This is a genomic window from Kribbella soli (assembly GCF_004331345.1).
Taxonomy (GTDB): domain Bacteria; phylum Actinomycetota; class Actinomycetes; order Propionibacteriales; family Kribbellaceae; genus Kribbella; species Kribbella soli.
In genome coordinates this window covers 633,700-655,321 of the sequence record NZ_SJJZ01000002.1, presented here as the reverse complement: position 1 = coordinate 655,321, position 21,622 = coordinate 633,700, and the positions used below count along the sequence as shown (strand labels likewise).

The following is a 21,622-nucleotide window of genomic DNA, read 5'->3' as shown; positions in this document are numbered from 1 at the left end:
ATGCGGGCAAACTGTGCAGGCTACCTGAGACCGCGGGAAACGCCAAGAATTAAAGGCGTGAAGGCGAGATCTGAAGCGTTGGCGTTGCTGGCAGGAAGCGGTACGGCGGACTTCGCGTTCCGGATTTCTCAGGTCGCGCTGCCCTTGGTGATCCTTCGGGAAACGGGATCGGTGGCGGCCACCGGACTCGTTGCTGGCGCGGCTGGGGTACCCGTGCTGCTGTCGCCGTGGTGGGCTCGAAAGGCGCGGCAGTGGGTGGACTCGGGGCCGCGGCTCGCGGTTGTGGCGCTGGTGTCCGCGATCGCGTTGGCGTCGGTACCGGCGGCGGCCGGGTTGGGGATCATGTCTGCGGAGTTGCTGATCATGAGCGGGTTGCTGCTCGGGTGCGGCGACGCCCTGGCGACCCCAGGACGGTCGGCATTGCTCGCCGACACCGGCGACCGATGGGGTGACGGTCGGGCAGTGCAGTTGCTGACCTGGCAGGACGGACTACGACGACTGGGGATGCTGATCGGCCCGACCGTCGGTGCGTTGGCGGTGTCGACCGGGTTGACGAGCGGGTTGCTGTGGGTCGAGGCCGCAACAGTTGCCGGCGCCGGATTGCTGGCGTGCAGTGTGCGGGCCGAGCGCGCCCCAGAAGGAGGGGTGACGCCGTCGATCCGCGGGAGCCTGCGCGGCCGGCCCGAGGTCGCGTACGGGTGGGTGGTCCGCGGAACCGGATGCGTTACCTGGTTCGCGTTCACGTTGGGGCTGTCGGTGCTGGGCGAGGAGCGCGGGCAGCCTGGGATTTACCTGGCGGCGGGGATGACCGGGTATGGCGTGGGGTCGCTCGTCGGGACTGCGGTGTCGTTGGCAGTGGTACGGCGTACCAGGCCGGTCGTGACCGCGTCGATGGCGTGGGCGTGGAGCGGGCTGTGCTGGGTCGGAATGGGGGTGTGGACGACACCTCCCGTGGTCGCCGTGATGGGCGCGTTGTCGGGAGTGACCGTGGTGATCGGGATCGCGGCGATCTCCGTTCTCATCACCCGGTCGTCGGCCGGCGCCGAGCGACGCGCGTTGCTCTCCGGGCAAAGCGTCGTCGTGAACGCCGGAAGCGCGGCGGGGATGCTCGTCGGAGGACCGATCATCGGCGCTCTCGGAGCCGAGATCGCGTTGATCGGATCGGGGCTCGTCACCGCGGCTGTCGCCGTACTAGTGCTGCTTCGGTGCCAGACTGCAGGTCATGTCCGAGATCGCGATCACCACCTTGGCCGAGCGGCCTGAGTACCTGGAGCGGATGTACGAGTTCGCTGACGCGTGGCCGGCGTTCATGCACAACGACCCCATCGGAAACGCGTTCTCTAGCGCGCCAGACGGCCCATGAGAGCGGCGGCCGCGCAGATGCCTGCGATGGCGGCGACGATCAGGACGGTGAAGTCGAGTAGGTAGTTGGTGGGCTGGCCGATGAGCAAGCCTCGGAGAGCGCTCACTTCGTACGTCAGGGGGTTGGCGTGGGAGAGGGCTCGGAGCCAGCCGGGCATGATGTCGACGGGGTAGAGGGCGTTGGAGGCGAAGAACAGCGGCATCGTGATCGCCTGGCCGATGCCCATCAGGCGGTCGCGACGCAGGACCAGGCCGGCGATCGTCATCGAGAGACAGGAGAAGAACGCGGCGCCGAGGACCACGACCGCGAGAACGGCGAGCAGCTTCAGCGGATTCCACGTGAGGCTGACGCCGAGCAGCGCTGCGACGATGAGAACGACGATCGCCTGGGAGATCGTCCGCACGCCGGCGGCGAACGCCTTCCCGGCGACCAGTGCGGAACGCGGTGACGGCGTGACCAGCAACTTCGTGAGAATCCCGGCGTCACGTTCCCAGATGATCTGGATCCCGTAGAAAATGGCCACGAACAGTGCCGACTGCGCGATGATCCCAGGCGCGAGATAGTCCAGGTACGGCACATCGCCGGTCGGGATCGCCCGGATCCGGCTGAACGTCTGGCCGAAGATCACCAGCCACAGCACCGGCTGGATTGCTCGCGTGATCAGCTCGGTCCGGTCGTGCCGGAGCTTCTGTAGCTCGATCAGGCAGAACGTGCCGATCCTGGAGAACAGCCGGAGCACGGCGCGCGGCCGCGAATCAACCCATGCGCTGGGCGGTGCGGCGGGTGCCACGGACATCGCGCAGGCCTCCCTTCGCCTGACCTTCGAGGCTCTCGCCGGTGTGGTGCCGGAACACGTCCTCGAGGCTCGCGTCCGGACCGAGCTCGGCCTTCAACTCGTTCGGCGTACCGACGGCGCGGAGCCGGCCGAGGTGCATCAACGCAACCCGGTCGCAGAGGATGTCGGCCTCCTCCATGTAGTGCGTGGTCAGCAGCACGGTCATCCCGTACCGCTCCTGCATCTCCTGCACCCGCGCCCACACCGAGTCCCGCGCCACCGGGTCGAGCCCGACCGTCGGCTCGTCCAGCACGAGCAGCGCGGGCCGGTTGACCAGCGCCTGCGCGAGTTCGAGCCGCCGCACCATGCCGCCGGAGTACGACGACGCGAGCCGGTCGGCCGCATCGGTGAGGTCGACGATCTCCAGTACCTCGGCCACCCGCGCGGCCCGTTCGCGCCGCGGTACGTCGTACAGCCGCGCGAACCAGGAAACGTTCTCTCGTCCGGAGAGCGCTCCCTCGATGGACAGCTGTTGCGGGACGTATCCGAGCAGGCGCCGTACGGACATCGCGTCGGTGTGGACGTCGAGGCCGAAGACGCGGACCGATCCGGACTGGGGCGGGTAGAGCGTGTTCAGCACGCGCAGCGTTGTCGTCTTGCCGGCCCCGTTGGGACCGAGGAGGCCGAAGCATTCGCCGGGGGAGACGGTCAGGTCGAGATCGTCGACCGCGACCTGGTCGCGGAACCGATGACTGAGCCCGGTGACCTCCACTGCGGGCGGGGGGTCTGCAGTCATGTGCGCACCTTCCGTTGCTGTTCTTCCAAGGGGTGCAAGCGTTCAGCCAGTACGGCGAGAACGGGCAGTGCCGACCTCAACGCCGCACGGTCGTCCGAGGTCAGGTCGTCGAGCGTCCGAGTGACCAACGCCGTCCGGCGATCGCGCCAGGCCTCGACCTGTTCGCGGGCCGGCTCCGTCAGCGTCAACCGCGCGACGCGGCGATCGGATTCGTCGGGGGTGCGCTCCAGCAGGCCGCGCTCGGTGAGTTGGCCGACGAGGGTCGACACGGTGTTCGCGACCAGGCCGAGCTCGGCCGCGGCCTCGGCGACGGAGATGCCCGGGTTGCGGCGGACGGTCCGGACCAGCTCCGCCTGGGAGTCGGTGAGCGCGGACAGTGGAAACGGCCGCCCGACGGATCGGCGCAGGTGCCGCCGCACCAGCCCGATCGCCGCCAGCAACTCCTCGGCGAGAACCTCGGTCACACAGTCGAGAATACCTCTGTTGCAGAGATAATTCACCAGCGAGAACCCCAACTAATCGGGGTACCGGCCGGACGGGGTCGCGCCGACGATCGATGACATGAGGATCGATGCGAGGAGCGCGACCATGAGTTCAGCAGACAGCAACAAAGCCGTCGTCAAGGACTTCATCGACGGTCTGTTCACCAAGGGGGATCTCGGCGCGGTGGACACCTACCTGGCCGAGGACTTCGTCAACCACGACCCGCCGTTCGGTGTCACGGCCGACCGTGAGGGTATGCGGACGGCCGGCGGGATGATGCGCGCCGCGTTCCCGGACTGGCGCAGTGAGTTGCACGAGCTGATCGCGGAAGGCGACCTCGTCGTCGAGCGGTTCACGGCCGGTGGGACGCACCGCGGCGAAGTGATGGGGGTGCCGGCGACCGGGAAGGTCATCAGCCTGCCGGGGATCAACATCTTCCGGCTCCGCGACGGTCTGATCGTGGAGCGCTGGGGACGGCTCGACGATCTCAGCTTTCTCAAGCAACTCGGTGTCGTACCGGCGTAGCATCGCAATCATGGGGGTGGGGGATCGCCTCGAGGTGCTGATCCAGCGCTGCGACGCAGGACTGGATGCCGATCAGTTGCGCTCCGAGGCGCTCGCGCGGCTGCGGGGCGTGCTGACAGTCGACGCGGCGTTCTTCGCGACGGTGGATCCGGCGACTGTCCTGTTCACTTCGGTGCTGGTGGACGAGCCGCTCGGCGCGGTCACCAGCCAGTTCATCGCGAACGAGTTCGGGCAGGACGACGTGAACAAGTTCGCCGTCCTCGCCGGTGGGCCGGAGCCGGTGCAAACGCTCGCTCAGGCGACGCGGGGCGACTGGCGGAGCAGCCCGCGGTACGTCGAGGTGATGCGGCCGCTCGGCCTGGGCGACGAGTTGCGGGCGGCCTTGATGTCGAACGGCCGGTGCTGGGGAGTGCTCTGCCTGCACCGGGAGGACGCCGACGCGGGGTTCTCCGAGCACGAGATCCAGCTGGTACGGCGGCTCGCGCCGCATCTCGGCGAGGGACTACGCCGCGGACTCGGAAAGAACCCTGCGACGACCGGGCAGGGCGAACAACCGGGGCCAGGAGTCGTGGTCCTCGACGCTGCACTGCGGGTGGAGTCGGTCAGCGTTGAGGCGGAGTACTGGCTCGATGAGCTCGGTGCCCCGGGGGAGTTGCCGGTGGCGGTGCGGTCGGTGGCTGCGCGGATGCACGTCGACCGGGCCACGACCCGGCTGAAGGTCAGGACGCGGCGGGGTGAGTGGCTCGGGCTGCAGGCGTCGAAGCTCGGTGAGAACGGGCAGACGGCGGTCGTGATCGAGCCGGTGACGCCGGCCCAGCTGGGATCCCTGCTGCTTGACCTGCACGGGCTCACACCTGCTCAGCAGCGGGTGACCGAGTTGTTGCTGCGTGGGTACTCGACGCGGCAGATCGTGGAGCGGTTGTGTCTGTCGCCGCACACCGTGCAGGAGCATGTACGGGCGTCGTTCGACAAGGTCGGCGTCGGCAGCCGACGGGAACTGGTAACCGTCCTGCTCAGAGGGTCCGCATCACGCGGATGATGCGGCGGCGCAACCACACGCGTCGGGAACCGTCCGGATAGCGACGCAGACGGGCCAGCTCCCACCCGCCGTACTCCGCGTGCTCGGTGAGCAGTTTGCGCACCGCACCGCGGGACTCCGTCCTGGATACCTCGAACTGCTGCAGCTCGTACTCGGCCATCCACACCTCCAACTACGACCTTCAGGAAACATCCTCCAGTGCCGCGGCGATGGCGGGCGGCAATGTGAGCTCCTCCACACCCAGTACAGACTTCAGTTGCAGTGCCGTCCGGGCCCCGACGATGGCCGCTGACACCCCCGGCCGGTCCCGCACCCAGGTCAGTGCGACCTCGAGCGGGGTCCAGCCGAGCCCGTCGGCGGCTCGTGCGACCGCTTCCACGATGCCTGAAGCCCGCGCGTCGAGGTAGGGGTCGACGAATCTGGACAGATGCTGAGACGCCGCCCGGGAGTCTGCGGGGATGCCTGTGCGGTACTTCCCGGTCAGCACGCCGCGGCCGAGCGGCGACCAGGCGAGGACCCCGATCCCGAGGCCGGCGGCCGCGCGGATCGCGTCCAGTTCGGCGTCGCGGGCGAGCAGCGAGTACTCGACCTGGTTGCAGACCGGGACCGCGCGGCCCGGCCACGCCTGCTGCCAGGTGACGGCGCGGGCGGCCTTCCAGCCGGCGTAGTTCGAGATGCCGACATACCGCACCTTGCCGGAGCTGACGGCGTGGTCGAGCGCCGAGAGCGTCTCCTCCAGCGGCACGTCGTCGGACCAGGTGTGCAGCTGCCAGAGGTCGATGTGGTCGACGTTCATCCGGCGCAGCGAGCCCTCGAGATCGCGCAGCAGCGCGCCGCGGGAGGTGTCGGTGACCCGCTCGCCCCGGCGGACGCTGAACCCGGCCTTGGTCGCGATCACCAGGTCGTCGCGGTCCACGACGTCGCCGATCAGCGACCCGATCAGCTGCTCGCTGTCGCCGTCGCCGTACGCCGCGGCGGTGTCGACGAGCGTGCCGCCGGCGGACACGAACGCGGCGAGCTGCTCGCGCGCCTCGTGCTCGTCGGTGTCCCGGCCCCACGACATGGTGCCCAGCCCGAGTCGGCTCACCGCCAGTCCACTGTGACCGAGATAGCGCTGCTGCATGTACCGAGCCTATTGCGGCCCACCGACAACGGCTCGCTAGGCTCGCCAGTCATGCGACTCGGACTCAACATCGGCTTCGTCTACGGCGGCGACGACCATCTGGACCACCTGAGGCTGGTGAAGGAGGCCGAGGCGCTCGGTTTCTCGGTCACCTGGGCTGCGGAGGCGTACGGCTCGGACGCCGCGACGCTGCTCAGCTGGATCGCCGCCCAGACCACCACCATCGACGTCGGCGCCGCGGTCTTCCAGATCCCGGCCCGGACGCCGGCGATGACCGCGATGACGGCGGCCACCCTGGACCGGCTGTCGAACGGCCGGTTCCGGCTCGGTCTCGGCGTGTCCGGGCCACAGGTGTCGGAGGGCTGGCACGGCGTGCGGTTTTCTCAGCCTCTGCTCAGGACCCGTGAGTACGTTGACATCGTGAACGCGGCCCTGCGGCGCGAGACAGTGGCGTACGAGGGCAAGTACTTCACCCTGCCGCTGCCGGACGGACCGGGCAAGGCGCTGAAACTGACCGTGCGGCCGATCCGCGACCACGTGCCGGTGTACCTGGCCGCGGTCGGCCCGAAGAACCTCGAGCTGGCCGGCGAGATCGCCGACGGCTGGCTCGGGATCCTCAACGACCCCGGCTTCCTTGGAGAGCAGTTGAACCACATCAAGACGGGCCGCCGAAGAAGGTCGGCGGAGCCTCGTCAGCAGGACCTCGACGGTTTCGACGTCGTCGTCACCACCCCGCTGATGACCGGTGACGACATCCAGGCGGCGGCCGACCCGGTCCGTGGGTACGCCGCCCTGTACATCGGCGGCATGGGCAGCCGGGAGAAGAACTTCTACAACGCGCTCGCGGTCCGGATGGGGTACGCCGAGGAGGCGAAGGAGATCCAGGACCTCTACCTGGACAAGAAGCACCGCGAGGCGATGGCCGCCGTACCGTTCGGGTTCCTGGATTCGATCTCGCTGCTCGGCAGCAAGGAGCGGATGGCCGACAAGCTCACGGCGTACGCCGAGGCCGGGGCGACGACGGTCGCACTGACGCCGTTCGCGTCGACCGTCGAGCAGCGGATCGCCGACCTGCGGACCGCTGCCGAGGCTCTGGAGCTCTCCGGAGTCGGCAACTGATATGACGATCTGGGACTCCATCATCCTCGGCATCGTCGAGGGCCTGACCGAATTCCTGCCGGTCTCCAGCACCGGGCATCTGACGATCGTGGCGAAGATGCTCGGGCTGCAGATCGACGACCCGTCGATCACCGGATTCACCGCGGTGATCCAGATCGGGGCGATCGCGGCGGTGGTGCTGTACTTCTGGAAGGACATCCGGCGGATCGCGATCGCCTGGGTCCGCGGCATCGCGAAGCCGGAGTACCGCGGCGAGTTCGACCACCGGATGGGCTGGTACGTGATCGTCGGCTCGATGCCGATCGTGATCGTCGGCTTCCTGGCGCGGGACCTGATCTCGGGGCCGCTGCGCAGCCTGTGGTGGGTGGCCGGCGCGCTGATCGGGTGGTCGTTCGTCATGGTCGCCGCCGAGCGGCTGGGCACGAAGGAGCGCCCGCTCACCCGCATCACGCTCCTCGACGCGATCGTGATGGGCGTCGTGCAGTGCCTCGCGCTGATCCCCGGCGTGTCCCGGTCCGGTGCGACGATCTCGGCCGGTCTGTTCTGCGGCCTCGACCGGGTCGCCGCGACCCGGATCGCGTTCCTGCTGGGCATTCCCGCGCTGGTCGGGGCGGGCATCTACGAGTTGAAGGATGCGCTCAACGGCGACGTCGGCGTCGTACCGCTGCTGGTCGGCACGGCCGTCAGCTTCGTGGTCGCGTACGCGTCCGTCGCGTGGCTGCTGCGGTTCGTCGCCAAGCACTCGATCGAGGTCTTCGCGTTCTACCGCGTCCTGCTCGGCATCGTGCTGATCATCCTGCTGTCGACGAGCACGATCACGGCAACCTAGAGCCAGCCGACCTTGCGGAAGAAGCGGTACATGGTGACGCAGACGACCGCCATCAGCAGCAGGATGGCGTAGTACCCGAAGTGCCAGCGGAGCTCCGGCATGTTGTCGAAGTTCATGCCGTAGATACCGGCCAGCATCGTCGGTACGGCGGCGATGGCGACCCACGCGGAGATCTTGCGCATGTCGTCGTTCTGCTGGACCGAGACGCGGGCGAGGTGCGCGTTCAGGGCGGACGTGAGCAGTGTGTCGATCGCCTCGGCCTGGTCGGAGACCCGGCTGAGGTGGTCGGCGACGTCGCGGAAGAACGGGCTCGCCTTCGGGCCGAGCCCGGCCACTCCGTGCGCGAACTGCTCCATCGGCTCCCGCAACGGGTCGATCGCGCGGCGCATCTCCAGCACCTCGCGCTTCAGCCGGTAGATCCGCTCCGCGTCGCTGGTCCGCTCGGGGGAGAACACCGAGGACTCGATCTCGTCGACGTCGATCTCGACCTGCTCGGCGACCCGCTCGTAGTCGTCCACGATCGCGTCCGAGATCGCCCACAGCACCGCGGCCGGGCCATGCCCGAGCATCGAGGCGCGTTCCTCGAGGTGGTGCCGGGTGGTGGCGAGTTCGCCGCCTTCCCCGTGCCGCACGGTCACGACGTACCGCGGTCCGACGAAGGCCGTCACCTGCCCCGTCTCGACGGCGTCGCCCTCGTCGACGTACCAGAGTGTCCGCAGTACGACAAGGAGCGTGTCACCGAACCGCTCCACCTTGGGGCGCTGGTGGAGCTGCAGCGCGTCCTCGATCGCGAGATCGTGCAGGCCGAACAGCCGCTGTACCCGCGCCATCTCGGCGTCCGACGGCTCGTGCAGCCCGATCCAGCCGAAGCTGTCGGCCCTCTCGTCGATGGCCTGGGCAACCGTCTCGGGATCCTTGGGCAGGTCCTGCCGCTCCCCGGCGGCATACACCCCGCAGTCCACGATCACACCCCCATCATGGCATCAGGACTTGCGCGGAGGAGATAACGTGCACTGCATGCCCACCGTGATTCTCGTTCGCCACGGTCGTAGTTCCTCGAACACGTCCGGCACGCTGGCGGGTCGTACGCCGGGCGTGAAGCTGGACGACACCGGCGTACAGCAGGCCGCTGCCGTCGCGCAGCGGCTCGCCGAACTGCCGCTGGCCGCGATCGTCACCTCCCCGCTCGAGCGCTGCAAGCAGACCGCCGCCGCGATCGCGAAGCACCACGCCGGGTTGCGTCCGGCAACGGATCGCCGGCTGACCGAGTGCGGGTACGGCGACTGGACCGGCGAGAAGATCGCCACGCTGGCGAAGGACCCGCTGTGGGCGGTCGTGCAGCAGCACCCGTCCGCCGTCACGTTCCCGAACGGCGAGTCGATGCGGGCGATGCAGCAGCGCGGTGTCGACGCCGTCCGGGCGCACGACGCGGAGCTCGCGAAAAGCCACGGGCCGAACGCGATCTGGGTCGCGGTCTCGCACGGCGACGTGATCAAGGCGATCGTCGCGGACGCTCTCGGTCAGCACCTGGACACGTTCCAGCGGATCGTCGTGGACACGGCGTCGACGACGATCATCACCTACACCGCGACCCGCCCGTTCCTGGTCCGGCTGAACGACTCCGGCAGCGAACTCGCATCGCTGATCCCTAAGCCGTCAGCGAAAGGCAAGCCCAAGAAGCAGTCGTCCGACGCTGTGGTCGGTGGACGGTAATTGAGAACATGCGCGGTTGCCCCGTGCCTACTGCGCGGCACCCGGCGGCGCATCTGGCTGCACTGGTGGCAAGGCCACGATGCTCCGCATCGAGACCTCGCCCCCAGCACACCCAGCTACACCACCGGGCACCTGCTCGCGACGGCACGGGACAACCGCGCATGTTCTAGGGTCTACGTATGGCGCGAGTTGTGCACTCCTTCGACGACCCTGAGCGGTTCGTCGCCGGCACCGTGGGGGAACCCGGTGCGAGGACGTTCTTCCTGCAGGCCCGGGCCGGGCAACGGCTCACGTCGGTGGCGTGCGAGAAGGAACAGGTGATGGCGCTCGCGGAGCGACTCGACGTGATGCTGGACGAGGTGGCCCGGCGCTTCGACCGCGACCCGGTCGCGCAGACCGCGGGGGACGACACCGCGCCGCTCGAGCAGCCGATCGAGGAGGAGTTCCGGGCCGGCACCATGACGCTGGCGTGGGAGGCCGACGCCGAGCGGGTGGTGATCGAGGTGTTCGCGGTCGTCACCGGCGAGCAGGCCGACCTGGAGGAGACCGACCCGGTCACCGCCGCGATGGAGTCCGACGACGCCGAGGTGTTCATCGTCCGGATCACCGAGGAGCAGGCCCGTGCGTTCGCCCGGCGGGCGGTCGCGCTGGTCGCGTCCGGACGTCCGAGCTGCCCGTTCTGCGGCCGGCCGATCGACGCCGACGGCCACATCTGCCCGCGGGCCAACGGCTACCGCAGGCATCTGCCGGAATGACGCCGGAATGACCACTGATCCGGAGCTCCTCGCTCTAGGGGAGCTGTCGTTGCACGGTCGCCTGGTCGCGGCGTCGAACGGTACGTACCAGGGTTCGGTCAGCCTGGCCGGCGAGACCGCGACCGTGGTCTACAAGCCGATCGAGGGGGAGCGGCCGCTGTGGGACTTCCCCGACGGCACGCTCGCCCAGCGTGAGTTCGCGGCGTACGTCGTGTCCGAGGCGCTCGGCTGGTCGATCGTGCCGCCGACGCTGCTGCGCGACGGGCCGCTCGGTGAAGGCATGGTCCAGTTGTGGATCGACGAGGCCGAGCTCGGACCGGGGGAGACCGAGCTGGTCGACATCGTGCCGCAGGGCCGCGTGCCCGCCGGATGGGTCGGTGTCCTGGACGCGCTCGACGGCCGCCACAACCCGGTCTCGTTGGTGCACGCCGACAACGACGCGTTGCGGCGGATGGCCGTGTTCGATGCCGTGGTCAACAATGCCGACCGCAAGGGCGGCCACGTGCTGAACCCGGGCGACGGCCGGGTGTACGGCGTGGACCACGGCGTCACGTTCAACGCCGACGACAAGCTCCGTACCGTCCTGTGGGGCTGGGCCGGTGACCCCATCCCGGCAGGCATGCTGGACGACGTACGGCGACTGGCCGATCAACTGGCCGGTGGCCTCGGGCAACAACTGTGTGAGCTCGTCACCGCCGTCGAGCTGACCGCGACCCGGGAACGCTGCTCGACGCTGCTCAAGACCGGGATCTTCCCGTACCCGAGCGACGACTGGCCCGCGATCCCCTGGCCGGCGTTCTAGGCCTTCGGCTGCACGCTGACGTTGCCGACCCGGCCCAGTTCGTCGAACTCGACGACGACCGTGCTGCCGTTCGGCGACGTACCGCGGATCGCGTTCGAACTCTCGTCGTACTGCAGGCCGAAGTGGTGGAAGTAGCCGCGGACGACCTGCCGGTGGTCGGCGGGGAAGACGCTGATCGCGGTCATCAGCAGCCGCGGCGTGGCGACCGCGTCGAACCCGGCCAGCGGCAGCTGCTCGTCGGCGACATGCAGGTACACGTGCCCGCGGCCCTCGTTGATCGCGGTCGACCAGACCCCACGGCCGCCGAGGACGGAGCCGGCGGTGATCGCGAGCGTGATCGCCGCCTGCGCCGGCTGGTCGAACCCGCTCAGATCCGGGCTCTCGGTGGTGAACTCACTGATCCCGTGGCGCTCACCGAACTCGCGGATCGCGAGCGTCGAGGCGACCGCGGGCGCGTCCGGCCCGAAGCCCGGGTTCGCCCAGCCCCACAGCCAGGTCCGGTCGAGCTCCGAGAAGCTGCCGAGCAGCGAGATCCCACGCAGTACGCCGCGCTCACCGCCGAGCGTCCGCGCGTCGAGATCGGCCTGCAGCGAGTCCGGTCCGACCACCTCGTTGAACAGGTCCTGCTGCTGAATCGCGGCCGCGGCGATCCAGCCGCCGTACGACTGGAGCTCGGGACTGAAGTCTGCACTCATCGTCCGCGAGGCTATCCGCAGGCGGGGTGCATGCCGGGTGCCGGACCACGGAGTGGAACCGTGTCGCGTCATTGAAAATCGGACTGGCATAAGCTCCGATACATGCAGGCGTGGACGAAACCAGACATCCCGGGCGTACCCGGGCCCGCCCGGCGGCTACGCCTCTACGACACCGCCTCGCGCGGCCTGGTCGAGGTGCCGCCGACCGACGGCGGGACCGCTCGCATGTACGTCTGCGGCATCACGCCGTACGACGCGACGCACATGGGTCACGCCGCGACGTACGTCACGTTCGACCTGATCAACCGCCTCTGGCGGGACGCCGGGTACGACGTCTCGTACACCCAGAACATCACCGACGTCGACGACCCGCTGCTCGAGCGCGCGACCGCGACCGGTGTCGAGTGGACCGACCTCGCGGCGCGGGAGATCCAGCTGTTCCGCGACGACATGACCGCGCTGCGGGTGATTCCGCCGCAGCACTACATCGGTGTGGTCGAGTCGATCGACCTGGTCGCGAGCGCGGTCGAGGACCTGCGCGCCGCCGACGCGGTGTACTCCGTCGACGGCGACCTGTACTTCGCCGTGAAGGCCGACCCGGCGTTCGGCGGCGTGTCCAACTACGACCGCGACACGATGCGCGAGCTGTTCGCGGAGCGCGGCGGCGACCCGGACCGCGAAGGCAAACAGGACCCGCTGGACAGCCTGCTGTGGCGGCACGAGCGCCCGGGAGAGCCCGCCTGGGACTCGGCGCTCGGCCGTGGCCGGCCGGGCTGGCACGTCGAGTGTTCCGCGATCGCGCTGAAGTACCTCGGGATGTCGTTCGACGTCCAGGGCGGCGGGTCGGACCTGATCTTCCCGCACCACGAGATGTCCGCGAGCGGCGCGCAGGTCGCGACGGGGGAGCACCCCTTCGCTCGGGCCTACGTGCATCAGGCGATGGTCGGTCTCGACGGCGAGAAGATGTCGAAGTCCAAGGGCAACCTGGTGCTGGTCTCGAAGGAGCGCCTCGCGGGCGCGGACCCGATGGCGATCCGGCTCGCGCTGCTCACCCACCACTACCGGACCGACTGGTTCTGGGCAGAGTCCGACCTGCCCGACGGGCAGGCTCGGCTCGAGCGGTGGCGTGCGGCCGTGGCGCGCGACGCCGGGCCGGATGGTGCGGCTGTCGTGGACGCCGTACGGGCGGCACTCACCAACGACCTGGACTCCGCCGGCGCACTGGCGGCCCTCGACGAGTGGGCGGCAACCGACGGCGACGATCCGCAGGCGCCCGCGCTCATCGCCCAAGCCTGTGACGCGCTACTGGGTGTGAAGCTCTAATCGAACGACTTGGGGAGGATCTTGTGCCCGATTCGGCACAAGATCCTCCCCAAGTTCGATGGTCAGCCGGTGACCGGGTGGTGGGTTTTGACCGGGGTCGGGACGGGGGCGGCCGGCGGGGTGTTGACCTGGGCCGGGGCCTCGTGGGGCGCCTGCGGTTGGGGCTTGGGCTTCGGCTTGGCGGCCGGCTTGGCGCAGGTCGCCGACGCCAGGTTGATGACCTCGGTCCCGCCGCCCAGGTTGATGCTCAGGCCGGTGATGGTGAACGCGCCGTCGGAGTGCTTGCCCTGACTGTTGACCGTGATGCTCGCCAGCGGGTTGGAGGGCAAGGAAGCGCTCTGCTTCGTGCTCGGCAGCTTGATGGTCTGACCGAGCAGCGTCAGCGAGCCGATGTCGACGCCACCCTCGTCGCCGGAGCACCAGACGTTCAGCGAGTCGATGCCGAGCAGCGACTTCGGCGGGTTCAGCAGCAGGTTGCACAGGTCCGGCAGGTTCTTGACCGGCAGGTCCTTGGTGCTCAGCTTCGGCAACGGCAGACCGAGGTCGGGCAGTGCGATGTCCGGGAGCGGCAGGTTGTCCGCGCCGGTCTTCGGCAGCGTGGAGCACTGCTGCTTCAGCTCCGGCGGGATCGTCACCTGGCTCAGGATGTCGGGGCCGACGACGATGTCGAACAGCTCGACCGAGGCCGAGTCGTTGCCCGCGGTCGCCGTACCGGCCCGGACCGAGATCAGCGGGTTCTTCGGGAGCTCGAGCGCGGACGTCGTGTGCCGCGTGCCGTCCAGAGACTCGGCGTACGGCGTCTTCGGGATCGGCACCTGGCCTTCGGCGCTCACGGCGTACGCCGAGGACGGGCGGGCCGCCGCGTTGCCGACGGGGGCGCTCGCGACCAGGCTGAACGTCACGACGCCCGCCACGGCCGCAGCCGTCAGCACGGTCGGAGTCAACTGTCGTCGCATCGGAATCTCCTTATTTGCTGTCGATCAGGACGAGCGTCCCGAGCGGAACCTTCTGCAGGTGGGCGAGGGCGGTCTTCGGCACCCGGACGCAGCCCGCGCTGATCGCGGCACCGAACACGCGCGGATTCGGCCAGCCGTGGATCGCGACCGTACCAGGTCCGCCACCGAACGTGTCCAAGGTGGGACTGTGTGCACCCAATGGCAGCACGATCGGCGACGCCGAGCGCTTGTGGTCGATGATCGAGCCGAGCAGGAACGTCCGTCCCGGCGGCGTCGGCGTCTTCGTCGCGCCGACCCCGGCCTTCCAGGTGCCGAGGCTCTTGTTGTTCTCGAAGAGCTCGAGCGTCCGCGAACTGGTGTGCACGCGGATCAGGTACGACGAGGTGGCCCGGTCGAGCCCTTCGTCCTGGAGCCAGCCGGTGGACCGGTTGGGCTTGGAGGGGAGCAGTACCCGGACCCAGCCGTCGGTCTGCTCGACCACCGGCAGCCAGGTCGGCCCGAACTGGGTCGGGCCGATCTTGCCGAACGCGTCCGCGTCGGGAGAGCTGTACAGCGCTTCCTCGGCGCGCGGGTGCACGACGAGCCCGGTGGTCCCGGCGTACGGCTCACCGTCGAGCGGTGCGGTGGTGATCGTCGTCGAGGTCGTCGAGGCGGTCAGCGTGGTGAGGTCGACGGTCTCGTGCTTCTTGTTGCCGAGGATCCCGACGGCGGCGACCACGCCGAGCAGCACGAGCACAGCCAGCGCAGGCACCGACGTACTGCCTCGCTCGTCGCGCATCCGATTGCTCCCCGTGGTCCCGGTGACGGCAGACCGTCACCCCCCAGTAGTCCGGTCGAGAATAAACCCACTGGTAACAACGGTCCACACCCTGTGGCGGTTACGGGCGCGGCGGGGATGCGAAGAGCTAGTCGCCGTGGTTCTTGTTGCGGCGTTTGAGGTAGCGCTCGAACTCGGCGGCGATCGCCTCGCCGGTGGCCTCCGGGAGGTCGGCCGTGTCGCGCTGCTCCTCCAGCGACTGCACGTACTCCGCGACCTCGGGGTCCTCCTCGCTGAGCTCGTCCGCGCCGCGCTGCCAGGCGCGCGCGAGCTCCGGGAGGTCACCTTCGGGCATGGCCATGTCGAGGAGCGCCTCGATCTTGCTGAGCAACGCCAGCGACGCCTTCGGGCACGGCGTACCTGCGATGTAATGCGGGATCGCGGACCAGATGGACACCGCCGGCACGCCGAGGGTGGTGCACAGGTCGGCGAAGACACCGGTGATGCCGGTGGGACCTTCGTACGTCGACGGCTCCAGGCTCCACGCCGCGGTCAGTTCCTCGTCGGACGAGGTCGCGGAGACCGGGATCGGACGGGTGTGCGGGGAGTCCGCGAGCAGGGCGCCCAGGACGACGACGAGCTGCGCGTTCGACTCGTCGACGATCTCCAGCAGTTCCCGGGAGAACGCCCGCCAGCGCATGTTCGGCTCGACGCCGCGGATCAGCAGCACGTCGCGGCCGGTGTCGTCCGGACGGGCCAGGTAGATCCGGGTGGTCGGCCAGGTCAGGTGCCGTACGCCGTCCTCGTCGAGGCCGACCCGGGGACGGTTCACCTGGTAGTCGTAGTAGTCCTCGGGGTCGATCGCGGTGACGAGCTCGGCCTCCCACTCGTCGATCAGGTGGTCGACCGCTCCGGTGGCCGCCTCGGCCGCGTCGTTCCAGCCCTCGAACGCGGCGATCACGACCGGGTCCCTCAGGTTCGCGAGGTCAACCACTCGCAGGCTCCCTGTCGTCTCTGTAGCGAATCCGGTGGGGTCACCGGAAACCGGACTGCCCAGCCTACGTGCTCCGCTGTTCGCGTGTGCCTGGTTTCACCCCAGGCGGAACGTGTCGCGCCGGACCAGGGAGAATGGACGGGACCTGAGCGGTGGAGACGACCACCGACAACAACAGAGGAGCAGTAGTTGCCGGCCCTGCAAGCGGTGCTGTGGGACATGGACGGGACGTTGGTCGACTCCGAGAAGGTCTGGGCGGAGGTGCAGCTGGAGCTGCTGGCCGAGCTCGGCGCGACCTGGACGATCGAGGACTGCATGACCTTGATCGGGAGCGACCTGCGCGACGCCGTACAGGTCTGGATGGCGCGGATCCCGGAAGGCGTGATCAGCGCCGAGGAGCTGGCCGACCGGATGTTCTCCGAGGTGGTGGAGGCGCTCCGCAAGGAGGTGGCCTTCCAGCCTGGTGCGCTCGAGCTGCTGCAGGCGCTGCGCAAGGAAGACATCCCGTGCGCGCTGGTGTCGGCGTCGTACCGGGTGATGATCGACGCGGTGCTCGGGCACCTGCCGCCGGATCCGTTCGCGGTGATCGTGGCCGGTGACGAGGTGACGCTGGGCAAGCCGAACCCGGAGCCGTACCTGACCGGCGCCGCCAGGCTCGGTGTGGACCCGGCGAACTGCGTCGTGATCGAGGACTCGATGACCGGCACCCAGGCCGGGACGGCGGCCGGCATGTACGTCGTCGCCGTACCGCAGTGGGTGACGATCCCGGACGCGCCGCGGCGGCTCGTGGTGAAGTCGCTCGAGCCGCTCACCCCGGAGTCACTGCGTTCGCTGCTCCGTTGACGAGCTACCGTCACTTGGTGCCCTCGGGGGCGTTGTTCGGTAGTGGGGTATGGGCTGGGGAAAGGTGAGACGGTGAGTGAGTGGGTGCGCCGGGTGTCGGCGGCCGTGGCGGTAGGTGCGCTGGGCGTGTCCTTGGCTGCCTGCGGTGAGCCGGACGACAACGCCCCGCACCCGGGGGAGCCGACGCCGAAGCTGATGCTGCTGCGGCTCGCGACCACGGACACGATCTCGTCGCTCGACCCGGCCGGGAAGTACGACGTGGGCTCGCGGACCGTCCAGGCGAACCTCTACCAGACGCTGCTGACGATCCTGCCGGACAAGCCGACCCCGGTGCCGGACGCCGCGGACTGCCAGTTCGACTCGCCGACGACGTACACGTGCAGCCTGAAGGAGCACCTGACCTTCCCGAACGGGCACGAGCTGACCTCGTCGGACGTGAAGTTCAGCTTCGACCGGCTGGTCCGGCTGAAGACGGCCGGGGGAGCGGCGGCGCTGTTCTCCTCGGTGAAGTCGGTGAGTACGCCGGACGAGCTGACGGCGGTGTTCAACCTGACCAGCCCGGACGCGCGCCTGCCGTACCTGCTGACGACGACCGCGTCCTCGATCGTCGACGAGGAGTCGTACCCGGCGAACAAGCTGCTCGACACGAAGGCGATCGGCAGCGGGCCGTACCAGTTGGCGGCGTACAAGCCGGGTACGGAGGTCACGCTGACGAAGTTCGCCGGGTACCGCGGTCCGCGGGCGGCGCAGAACGACGGCGTCACGATCAGCCTGATGAAGGACTCGAACGCGCTCTACCAGGCGGTGACGACCGGCAAGGCGGACCTCGCGTTCCACGGCTTCGGCCCGAGCCTGCTGGACAAGCTGCGCAAGTCCGACCAGGTCCAGGTCGTCGAGACGGGCTCCGCGGAGATCCGGCTGTTCGCGTTCCAGATGAAGTCGTTGCTGGCCCGCAATCCGGCCGTACGGCGGGCCGTGGCGCAGCTGATCGACCGCCCGGCGATCGCGAAGAAGGCGTACGGCGACCACGTGTCGCCGCTGTACTCGGTCGTGCCGCCCGGCTACGGCGGGCAGGCCGACGCGTTCAAGACGGAGTACAAGCAGCCGAACAAGACAGCGGCCGCGGCCATCCTCAAGGAGGCGAACATCGCCGTACCCGTGCCGCTGACGATCGGGTGGACCCCGTCGCAGTACGGCACCGGTGCGAAGGCCGAGGTGCTGGAGCTGAAGCGGCAGCTGGAGGCGTCCGGGTTGTTCCGGGTGACGTTGCGGGGCGCGGAGTGGCCGCAGTACCAGGCGCTGACGAAGGCCGGGGCGTACGACCTCTACCAGGCCGGCTGGACTCCGGCGTACCCGGATGCGGACGACTACCTGACCCCGTTCGTGAACGGCTACCGATCGGCGGCTGCCAGCAAGTTGCTGCAGCAGGAACGGACCGAGCAGAACGGTCTGAAACGCGACGATCTCATCGGGCAGTTACAGGGAGTGATCGCACGGGAGGTTCCGGTGATTCCCAGCTGGCAGGGTCGGGTCGCGGTGGTCGCGGGCAAGGATCTGGAGAACCTCAAGACGGCTCTCGATCCGCTCTCGTTCCTCTATCTTTCCGGTCTTCGACGGTGACATTCCAGCCTTCGGCTGTGTGACACAAAGATGCCATGGCAGTAACGGTTCGCGAGGTCCCGGCGACCGTGGGTGCGACGCCGTGGTTTACTGCGGAAAGTCCACGATACGGGACGATTTCCTGACGATCACGATCGGGCAACGCAGCACTTTCCGCGTTTGACTCCGGGCTGTAATGGCGGCAGGTTAAGGCGGCAGCCATTCCGGATTTCGTTCCGGTTCATCCGAACCAGGCAGGGGAACTCATCGCGTGAGCACGCCACTCGAGGTCGAGCCGGGATCAACCTCAGCGCAACCCGAGGCGATCCTCGAAGGCGCGGGCAAGATCGAGGGCCGGTCGCTGTGGCAGATCTCGTGGATCCGGCTGAAGCGTGACAAGGTCGCGCTCGCCGGCGGTGCCTTCGTACTGCTGCTGATCCTGGTCGGCATCTTCGCGCCGGTGGTCTGCAAACTGGTCGGTGTCACCCCGAACGATTTCCACCAGGATCTGGTGGACCCGTCGCTGCAGACCCCGATCGGCAAGCTCGGCGGGATCAGCTGGGACCACCCGTTCGGCATCGAGCCGGTGAACGGCCGGGACATCTTCGCGCGGATCGTGTACGGCGCCCGCATCTCGCTGCTGATCGCGTTCCTGGCGACTCTGCTGTCGGTCGTGATCGGTGTCACGCTGGGTATCGTCGCCGGTTACTTCGGCGGCTGGGTGGACACCTTGATCAGCCGGCTGATGGACATCTTCCTGGCCTTCCCGCTGGTGCTGTTCGCGCTGGCGATGGTCGGTGCGATCCCGGACCAGATCTTCGGGCTGAAAGGCAACACCCTGCGGGTCGCGCTGATCGTGTTCATCATCGGCTTCTTCAGCTGGCCGTACATCGGCCGGATCATCCGCGGGCAGACACTGTCGCTGCGGGAGCGGGAGTTCGTCGACGCGGCCCGGAGTCTCGGTGCGCGCCGCCCGTACATCCTGTTCACCGAACTGCTGCCGAACCTGATCGCGCCGATCCTGGTGTACGCGACCTTGCTGATTCCGACCAACGTCCTGTTCGAGGCCGGCCTGTCCTACCTGGGCTTCGGTGTCCGGCCGCCGACGGCCAGCTGGGGCGACATGCTGTCCGGCGCGGCGAACTGGTACCAGGTCGACCCGATGTACATGATTCCGCCCGGTTTGGCGATCTTCGTCACCGTGCTGGCGTTCAACCTGTTCGGTGACGGATTGCGCGACGCGCTCGACCCGCGATCCCGGTAGGCGTTTCGCATCAACCAGGGAGCCTGGCTCTCAACGATTAAAGGGGTGCAACAAGAGATGAGATGGAATCGCATCACGACGGTAACCGCCGTCAGTGCGGCCGTCGCCTTGAGCCTGGTGGCCTGCGGGGGACCGAAGGCTTCCTCCGGAGGGTCGGGTGGCGGCAGCAGCGCGGCGACACCTGAGTTCGACGCGGCCAACGGGAAGATCTTCAACCCGAGCGACAAAAAGGGCGGCACGCTCCGGATGGCGGCGACCGAGAAGTGGGACTCCACCGATCCCGGTGACACCTACTACGGCCTCTCCTGGAACCTGGCGCGCAACTACGTCCGGCCGTTGATGGTCTTCAAGTCGGCACCGGGCAAGGAAGGCGGAAAGGTCGTCCCGGACCTCGCCGAGGCTCCCGGTGTGCCGACCGACGACGCCAAGACCTGGACCTACAAGCTCCGCAAGGGCGTCAAGTTCGAGGACGGCACCGAGGTCAAGGCCAAGGACGTCATGTACGGCGTCGCCCGGTCGCTGGATAAGACCACGCTGCCGAACGGCCCGACGTACTTCAACGACTTCCTGGTCGACGTCCCTAAGGACTACAGCGTCGCCAAGGACCCGCAGATGAAGCAGTTGGCCAAGGCGATGACGACGCCGGACGACTACACGATCGTCTTCCACCTGAACAAGACGTTCGCCGGCTTCGACTACTTCGCGCAGCTGCCGTCGACCGCGGGGGTCCCGCAGGCGAAGGACACCGGCACGAAGTACCAGCTGCACCCGATCTCGAGCGGCCCGTACAAGTTCGAGAGCAACGACGCGAACAAGGGCTTCACGCTGGTCCGCAACGACCAGTACGACCCGGCGACCGACCCGGACTCGGGCCGCAAGGCGCTGCCGGACAAGATCACCGTCGCCTACAACGTGAACGGCGCCGACATCGACAACCGGCTGCAGGCCGGCGACCTCGACGTCGACATCGTCGGCACCGGTGTGCTGGCCGAGACCCAGGCGAAGGTCCTCGCCGACCCGAAGCTGAAGGCGCACACCGACAACGTGCTGTCCACGCGCCTGAACTTCACGGTGTTCAACAGTGAGGTCAAGCCGTTCGACAACGTCGAGTGCCGCAAGGCGGTTCTGTACGCCGCCGACCACGAGGGCTACCAGCGTGCGTACGGCGGTCCGATCGGTGGCGACATCGCGACGAACCTGATGCCGCCGTCGGTCGCGGGCGCGCAGAAGTTCGACGACTACGGCTTCGAGCAGGACAAGAACGGCAACCCGACGAAGGCGAAGGAAGCGCTGACGAAGTGCGGAATGCCGAACGGCTTCAGCACCAACATCGCCTACCGCGCGGACCGGCCGAAGGAGAAGGCCGTCGCCGAGTCGCTGCAGCAGTCGCTGGCCAAGGTCGGCATCAAGCTGACGCCGAAGGGCTTCCCGACCGGTGACTACACCAAGCTGTACGCCGGCAAGCCGGACTACGCGAAGGCCAACGGCCTGGGCATGATCGTCTACAGCTGGGGTGCGGACTGGCCGGACGGCTTCGGCTTCCTGAGCCAGATCGTGGACAGCCGGGTGATCCGGGCCGCCGGTGGTAACACCAACCTCGGTATCCGGATCCCGGAGGTCGACACGCTGATCGACAAGGCGCTGGCGACGACCGACGAGGCCGCCCGTAACCAGATCTGGGTGGACGTCGACAAGAAGGTCATGGAGCAGGCCGGCGTGCTGCCGGGTATCTGGGCCAAGGGCCTGCTGTACCGCCCGGACACGCTCGCGAACGTGTTCAGCAACGACGGTCAGAACATGTACGACTACGCGAGCATCGGACTCGCACAGAAGTAGTAGTCGGCAGTCGGTTGCCCTGACCAACAATCA

General features: G+C 68.4%; 23 protein-coding genes. 13 read left to right on the top strand and 10 right to left on the bottom strand.

The features are described 5' to 3' along the window. The first annotated feature begins 57 nt into the window (after positions 1-57). On the top strand, positions 58-1,263 hold the full coding sequence (locus E0H45_RS17330) for an MFS transporter (protein WP_165546492.1): 1,206 nt from the start codon (positions 58-60) through the stop codon (positions 1,261-1,263). A 77-nt stretch (positions 1,264-1,340) separates the two neighbouring features. Here E0H45_RS17330 and E0H45_RS17325 read toward each other — a convergent pair whose 3' ends face one another. The 3 genes from E0H45_RS17325 to E0H45_RS17315 are packed head-to-tail and all read right to left on the bottom strand — an operon-like array spanning position 1,341 to position 3,398. After that, positions 1,341-2,159, bottom strand: coding sequence for an ABC transporter permease (locus E0H45_RS17325; protein ID WP_131338467.1), 819 nt, complete (start codon positions 2,157-2,159; stop codon positions 1,341-1,343). Next, the gene (locus E0H45_RS17320; RefSeq protein WP_131338465.1) at positions 2,119-2,934 is read right to left on the bottom strand and encodes an ABC transporter ATP-binding protein; all 816 of its coding nucleotides are present in this window, start codon (positions 2,932-2,934) and stop codon (positions 2,119-2,121) included. Before E0H45_RS17320 ends, E0H45_RS17325 begins: the two co-directional genes overlap by 41 nt. Then, positions 2,931-3,398, bottom strand: a complete 468-nt coding sequence (locus tag E0H45_RS17315; RefSeq protein ID WP_131338463.1) for a MarR family winged helix-turn-helix transcriptional regulator — start codon at positions 3,396-3,398, stop codon at positions 2,931-2,933. Before E0H45_RS17315 ends, E0H45_RS17320 begins: the two co-directional genes overlap by 4 nt. Positions 3,399-3,522: 124 nt before the next feature. On the opposite strand from E0H45_RS17315, the gene E0H45_RS17310 reads away from it, so the two are divergent. Continuing rightward, on the top strand, positions 3,523-3,942 hold the full coding sequence (locus E0H45_RS17310; protein WP_131338461.1) for an ester cyclase: 420 nt from the start codon (positions 3,523-3,525) through the stop codon (positions 3,940-3,942). Positions 3,943-3,952: 10 nt separating this feature from the next. Then, positions 3,953-4,981 (top strand): GAF domain-containing protein, encoded by a 1,029-nt coding sequence (locus E0H45_RS17305; RefSeq protein WP_131338459.1) that lies wholly within the window; start codon positions 3,953-3,955, stop codon positions 4,979-4,981. On the opposite strand, the gene E0H45_RS17300 is transcribed toward E0H45_RS17305, so the two are convergent. Together E0H45_RS17300 and E0H45_RS17295 are read right to left on the bottom strand one after the other, a co-directional pair. Next, positions 4,956-5,141 (bottom strand): DUF5703 family protein, encoded by a 186-nt coding sequence (locus E0H45_RS17300; RefSeq protein WP_130385444.1) that lies wholly within the window; start codon positions 5,139-5,141, stop codon positions 4,956-4,958. The genes E0H45_RS17305 and E0H45_RS17300 overlap by 26 nt on opposite strands. A gap of 21 nt (positions 5,142-5,162) precedes the next feature. After that, complete coding sequence (locus E0H45_RS17295; RefSeq protein WP_131338457.1) at positions 5,163-6,104, bottom strand: aldo/keto reductase; 942 nt, start codon at positions 6,102-6,104, stop codon at positions 5,163-5,165. Positions 6,105-6,155: 51 nt separating this feature from the next. Here E0H45_RS17295 and E0H45_RS17290 point away from each other — a divergent pair, with 51 nt between their 5' ends. Continuing rightward, on the top strand, positions 6,156-7,223 hold the full coding sequence (locus E0H45_RS17290; protein ID WP_131338455.1) for an LLM class F420-dependent oxidoreductase: 1,068 nt from the start codon (positions 6,156-6,158) through the stop codon (positions 7,221-7,223). Between the two features lies 1 nt (position 7,224). After that, complete coding sequence (locus E0H45_RS17285; RefSeq protein WP_131338453.1) at positions 7,225-8,052, top strand: undecaprenyl-diphosphate phosphatase; 828 nt, start codon at positions 7,225-7,227, stop codon at positions 8,050-8,052. On the opposite strand, the gene corA is transcribed toward E0H45_RS17285, so the two are convergent. Further along, a complete protein-coding gene (corA, locus tag E0H45_RS17280) occupies positions 8,049-9,020 on the bottom strand; it encodes a magnesium/cobalt transporter CorA (protein WP_131338451.1) in 972 nt (323 codons plus the stop codon). The two genes, E0H45_RS17285 and corA, sit on opposite strands and share 4 nt — an antisense overlap. Positions 9,021-9,069: 49 nt before the next feature. On the opposite strand from corA, the gene E0H45_RS17275 reads away from it, so the two are divergent. The 3 genes from E0H45_RS17275 to E0H45_RS17260 all read left to right on the top strand — a co-directional run bounded on the left by E0H45_RS17275 (position 9,070) and on the right by E0H45_RS17260 (position 11,322). Next, positions 9,070-9,765, top strand: a complete 696-nt coding sequence (locus E0H45_RS17275) for a histidine phosphatase family protein (protein ID WP_131338450.1) — start codon at positions 9,070-9,072, stop codon at positions 9,763-9,765. A gap of 179 nt (positions 9,766-9,944) precedes the next feature. Next, positions 9,945-10,520 (top strand): DUF3090 family protein, encoded by a 576-nt coding sequence (locus tag E0H45_RS17265; RefSeq protein ID WP_131338447.1) that lies wholly within the window; start codon positions 9,945-9,947, stop codon positions 10,518-10,520. 7 nt (positions 10,521-10,527) lie between these two features. Next, positions 10,528-11,322, top strand: a complete 795-nt coding sequence (locus E0H45_RS17260) for an SCO1664 family protein (protein WP_131338445.1) — start codon at positions 10,528-10,530, stop codon at positions 11,320-11,322. On the opposite strand, the gene E0H45_RS17255 is transcribed toward E0H45_RS17260, so the two are convergent. Continuing rightward, on the bottom strand, positions 11,319-12,017 hold the full coding sequence (locus E0H45_RS17255) for a DUF6882 domain-containing protein (protein ID WP_131338443.1): 699 nt from the start codon (positions 12,015-12,017) through the stop codon (positions 11,319-11,321). The genes E0H45_RS17260 and E0H45_RS17255 overlap by 4 nt on opposite strands. Before the next feature lie 102 nt (positions 12,018-12,119). Between E0H45_RS17255 and mshC the strand changes: the two genes are divergently transcribed. Further along, positions 12,120-13,340: a cysteine--1-D-myo-inosityl 2-amino-2-deoxy-alpha-D-glucopyranoside ligase gene (mshC, locus tag E0H45_RS17250; RefSeq protein WP_131338441.1), complete on the top strand. Its 1,221-nt coding sequence runs from the start codon at positions 12,120-12,122 to the stop codon at positions 13,338-13,340. Positions 13,341-13,402: 62 nt separating this feature from the next. On the opposite strand, the gene E0H45_RS17245 is transcribed toward mshC, so the two are convergent. The 3 genes from E0H45_RS17245 to E0H45_RS17235 all read right to left on the bottom strand — a co-directional run bounded on the left by E0H45_RS17245 (position 13,403) and on the right by E0H45_RS17235 (position 16,047). After that, entirely contained in the window at positions 13,403-14,296 is an 894-nt protein-coding gene (locus E0H45_RS17245) for a hypothetical protein (RefSeq protein WP_131338439.1), read from the bottom strand. A gap of 10 nt (positions 14,297-14,306) precedes the next feature. After that, a complete protein-coding gene (locus tag E0H45_RS17240) occupies positions 14,307-15,074 on the bottom strand; it encodes a L,D-transpeptidase (protein ID WP_131338438.1) in 768 nt (255 codons plus the stop codon). Between the two features lie 127 nt (positions 15,075-15,201). Then, entirely contained in the window at positions 15,202-16,047 is an 846-nt protein-coding gene (locus tag E0H45_RS17235) for a PAC2 family protein (protein ID WP_131338436.1), read from the bottom strand. A gap of 189 nt (positions 16,048-16,236) precedes the next feature. On the opposite strand from E0H45_RS17235, the gene E0H45_RS17230 reads away from it, so the two are divergent. From E0H45_RS17230 to E0H45_RS17215, 4 genes are all read left to right on the top strand, one after another. Further along, positions 16,237-16,890, top strand: coding sequence for an HAD family hydrolase (locus E0H45_RS17230; protein ID WP_238155059.1), 654 nt, complete (start codon positions 16,237-16,239; stop codon positions 16,888-16,890). Positions 16,891-16,962: 72 nt separating this feature from the next. Then, a complete protein-coding gene (locus E0H45_RS17225; RefSeq protein ID WP_131338434.1) occupies positions 16,963-18,510 on the top strand; it encodes an ABC transporter substrate-binding protein in 1,548 nt (515 codons plus the stop codon). 250 nt (positions 18,511-18,760) lie between these two features. Continuing rightward, on the top strand, positions 18,761-19,753 hold the full coding sequence (locus tag E0H45_RS17220) for an ABC transporter permease (protein WP_131338432.1): 993 nt from the start codon (positions 18,761-18,763) through the stop codon (positions 19,751-19,753). Positions 19,754-19,810: 57 nt separating this feature from the next. Further along, positions 19,811-21,589 carry an ABC transporter substrate-binding protein gene (locus E0H45_RS17215; RefSeq protein ID WP_131338430.1) on the top strand — a complete coding sequence of 593 codons (1,779 nt, stop codon included), beginning with the start codon at positions 19,811-19,813 and terminating at the stop codon, positions 21,587-21,589. Positions 21,590-21,622 lie beyond the last annotated feature (33 nt).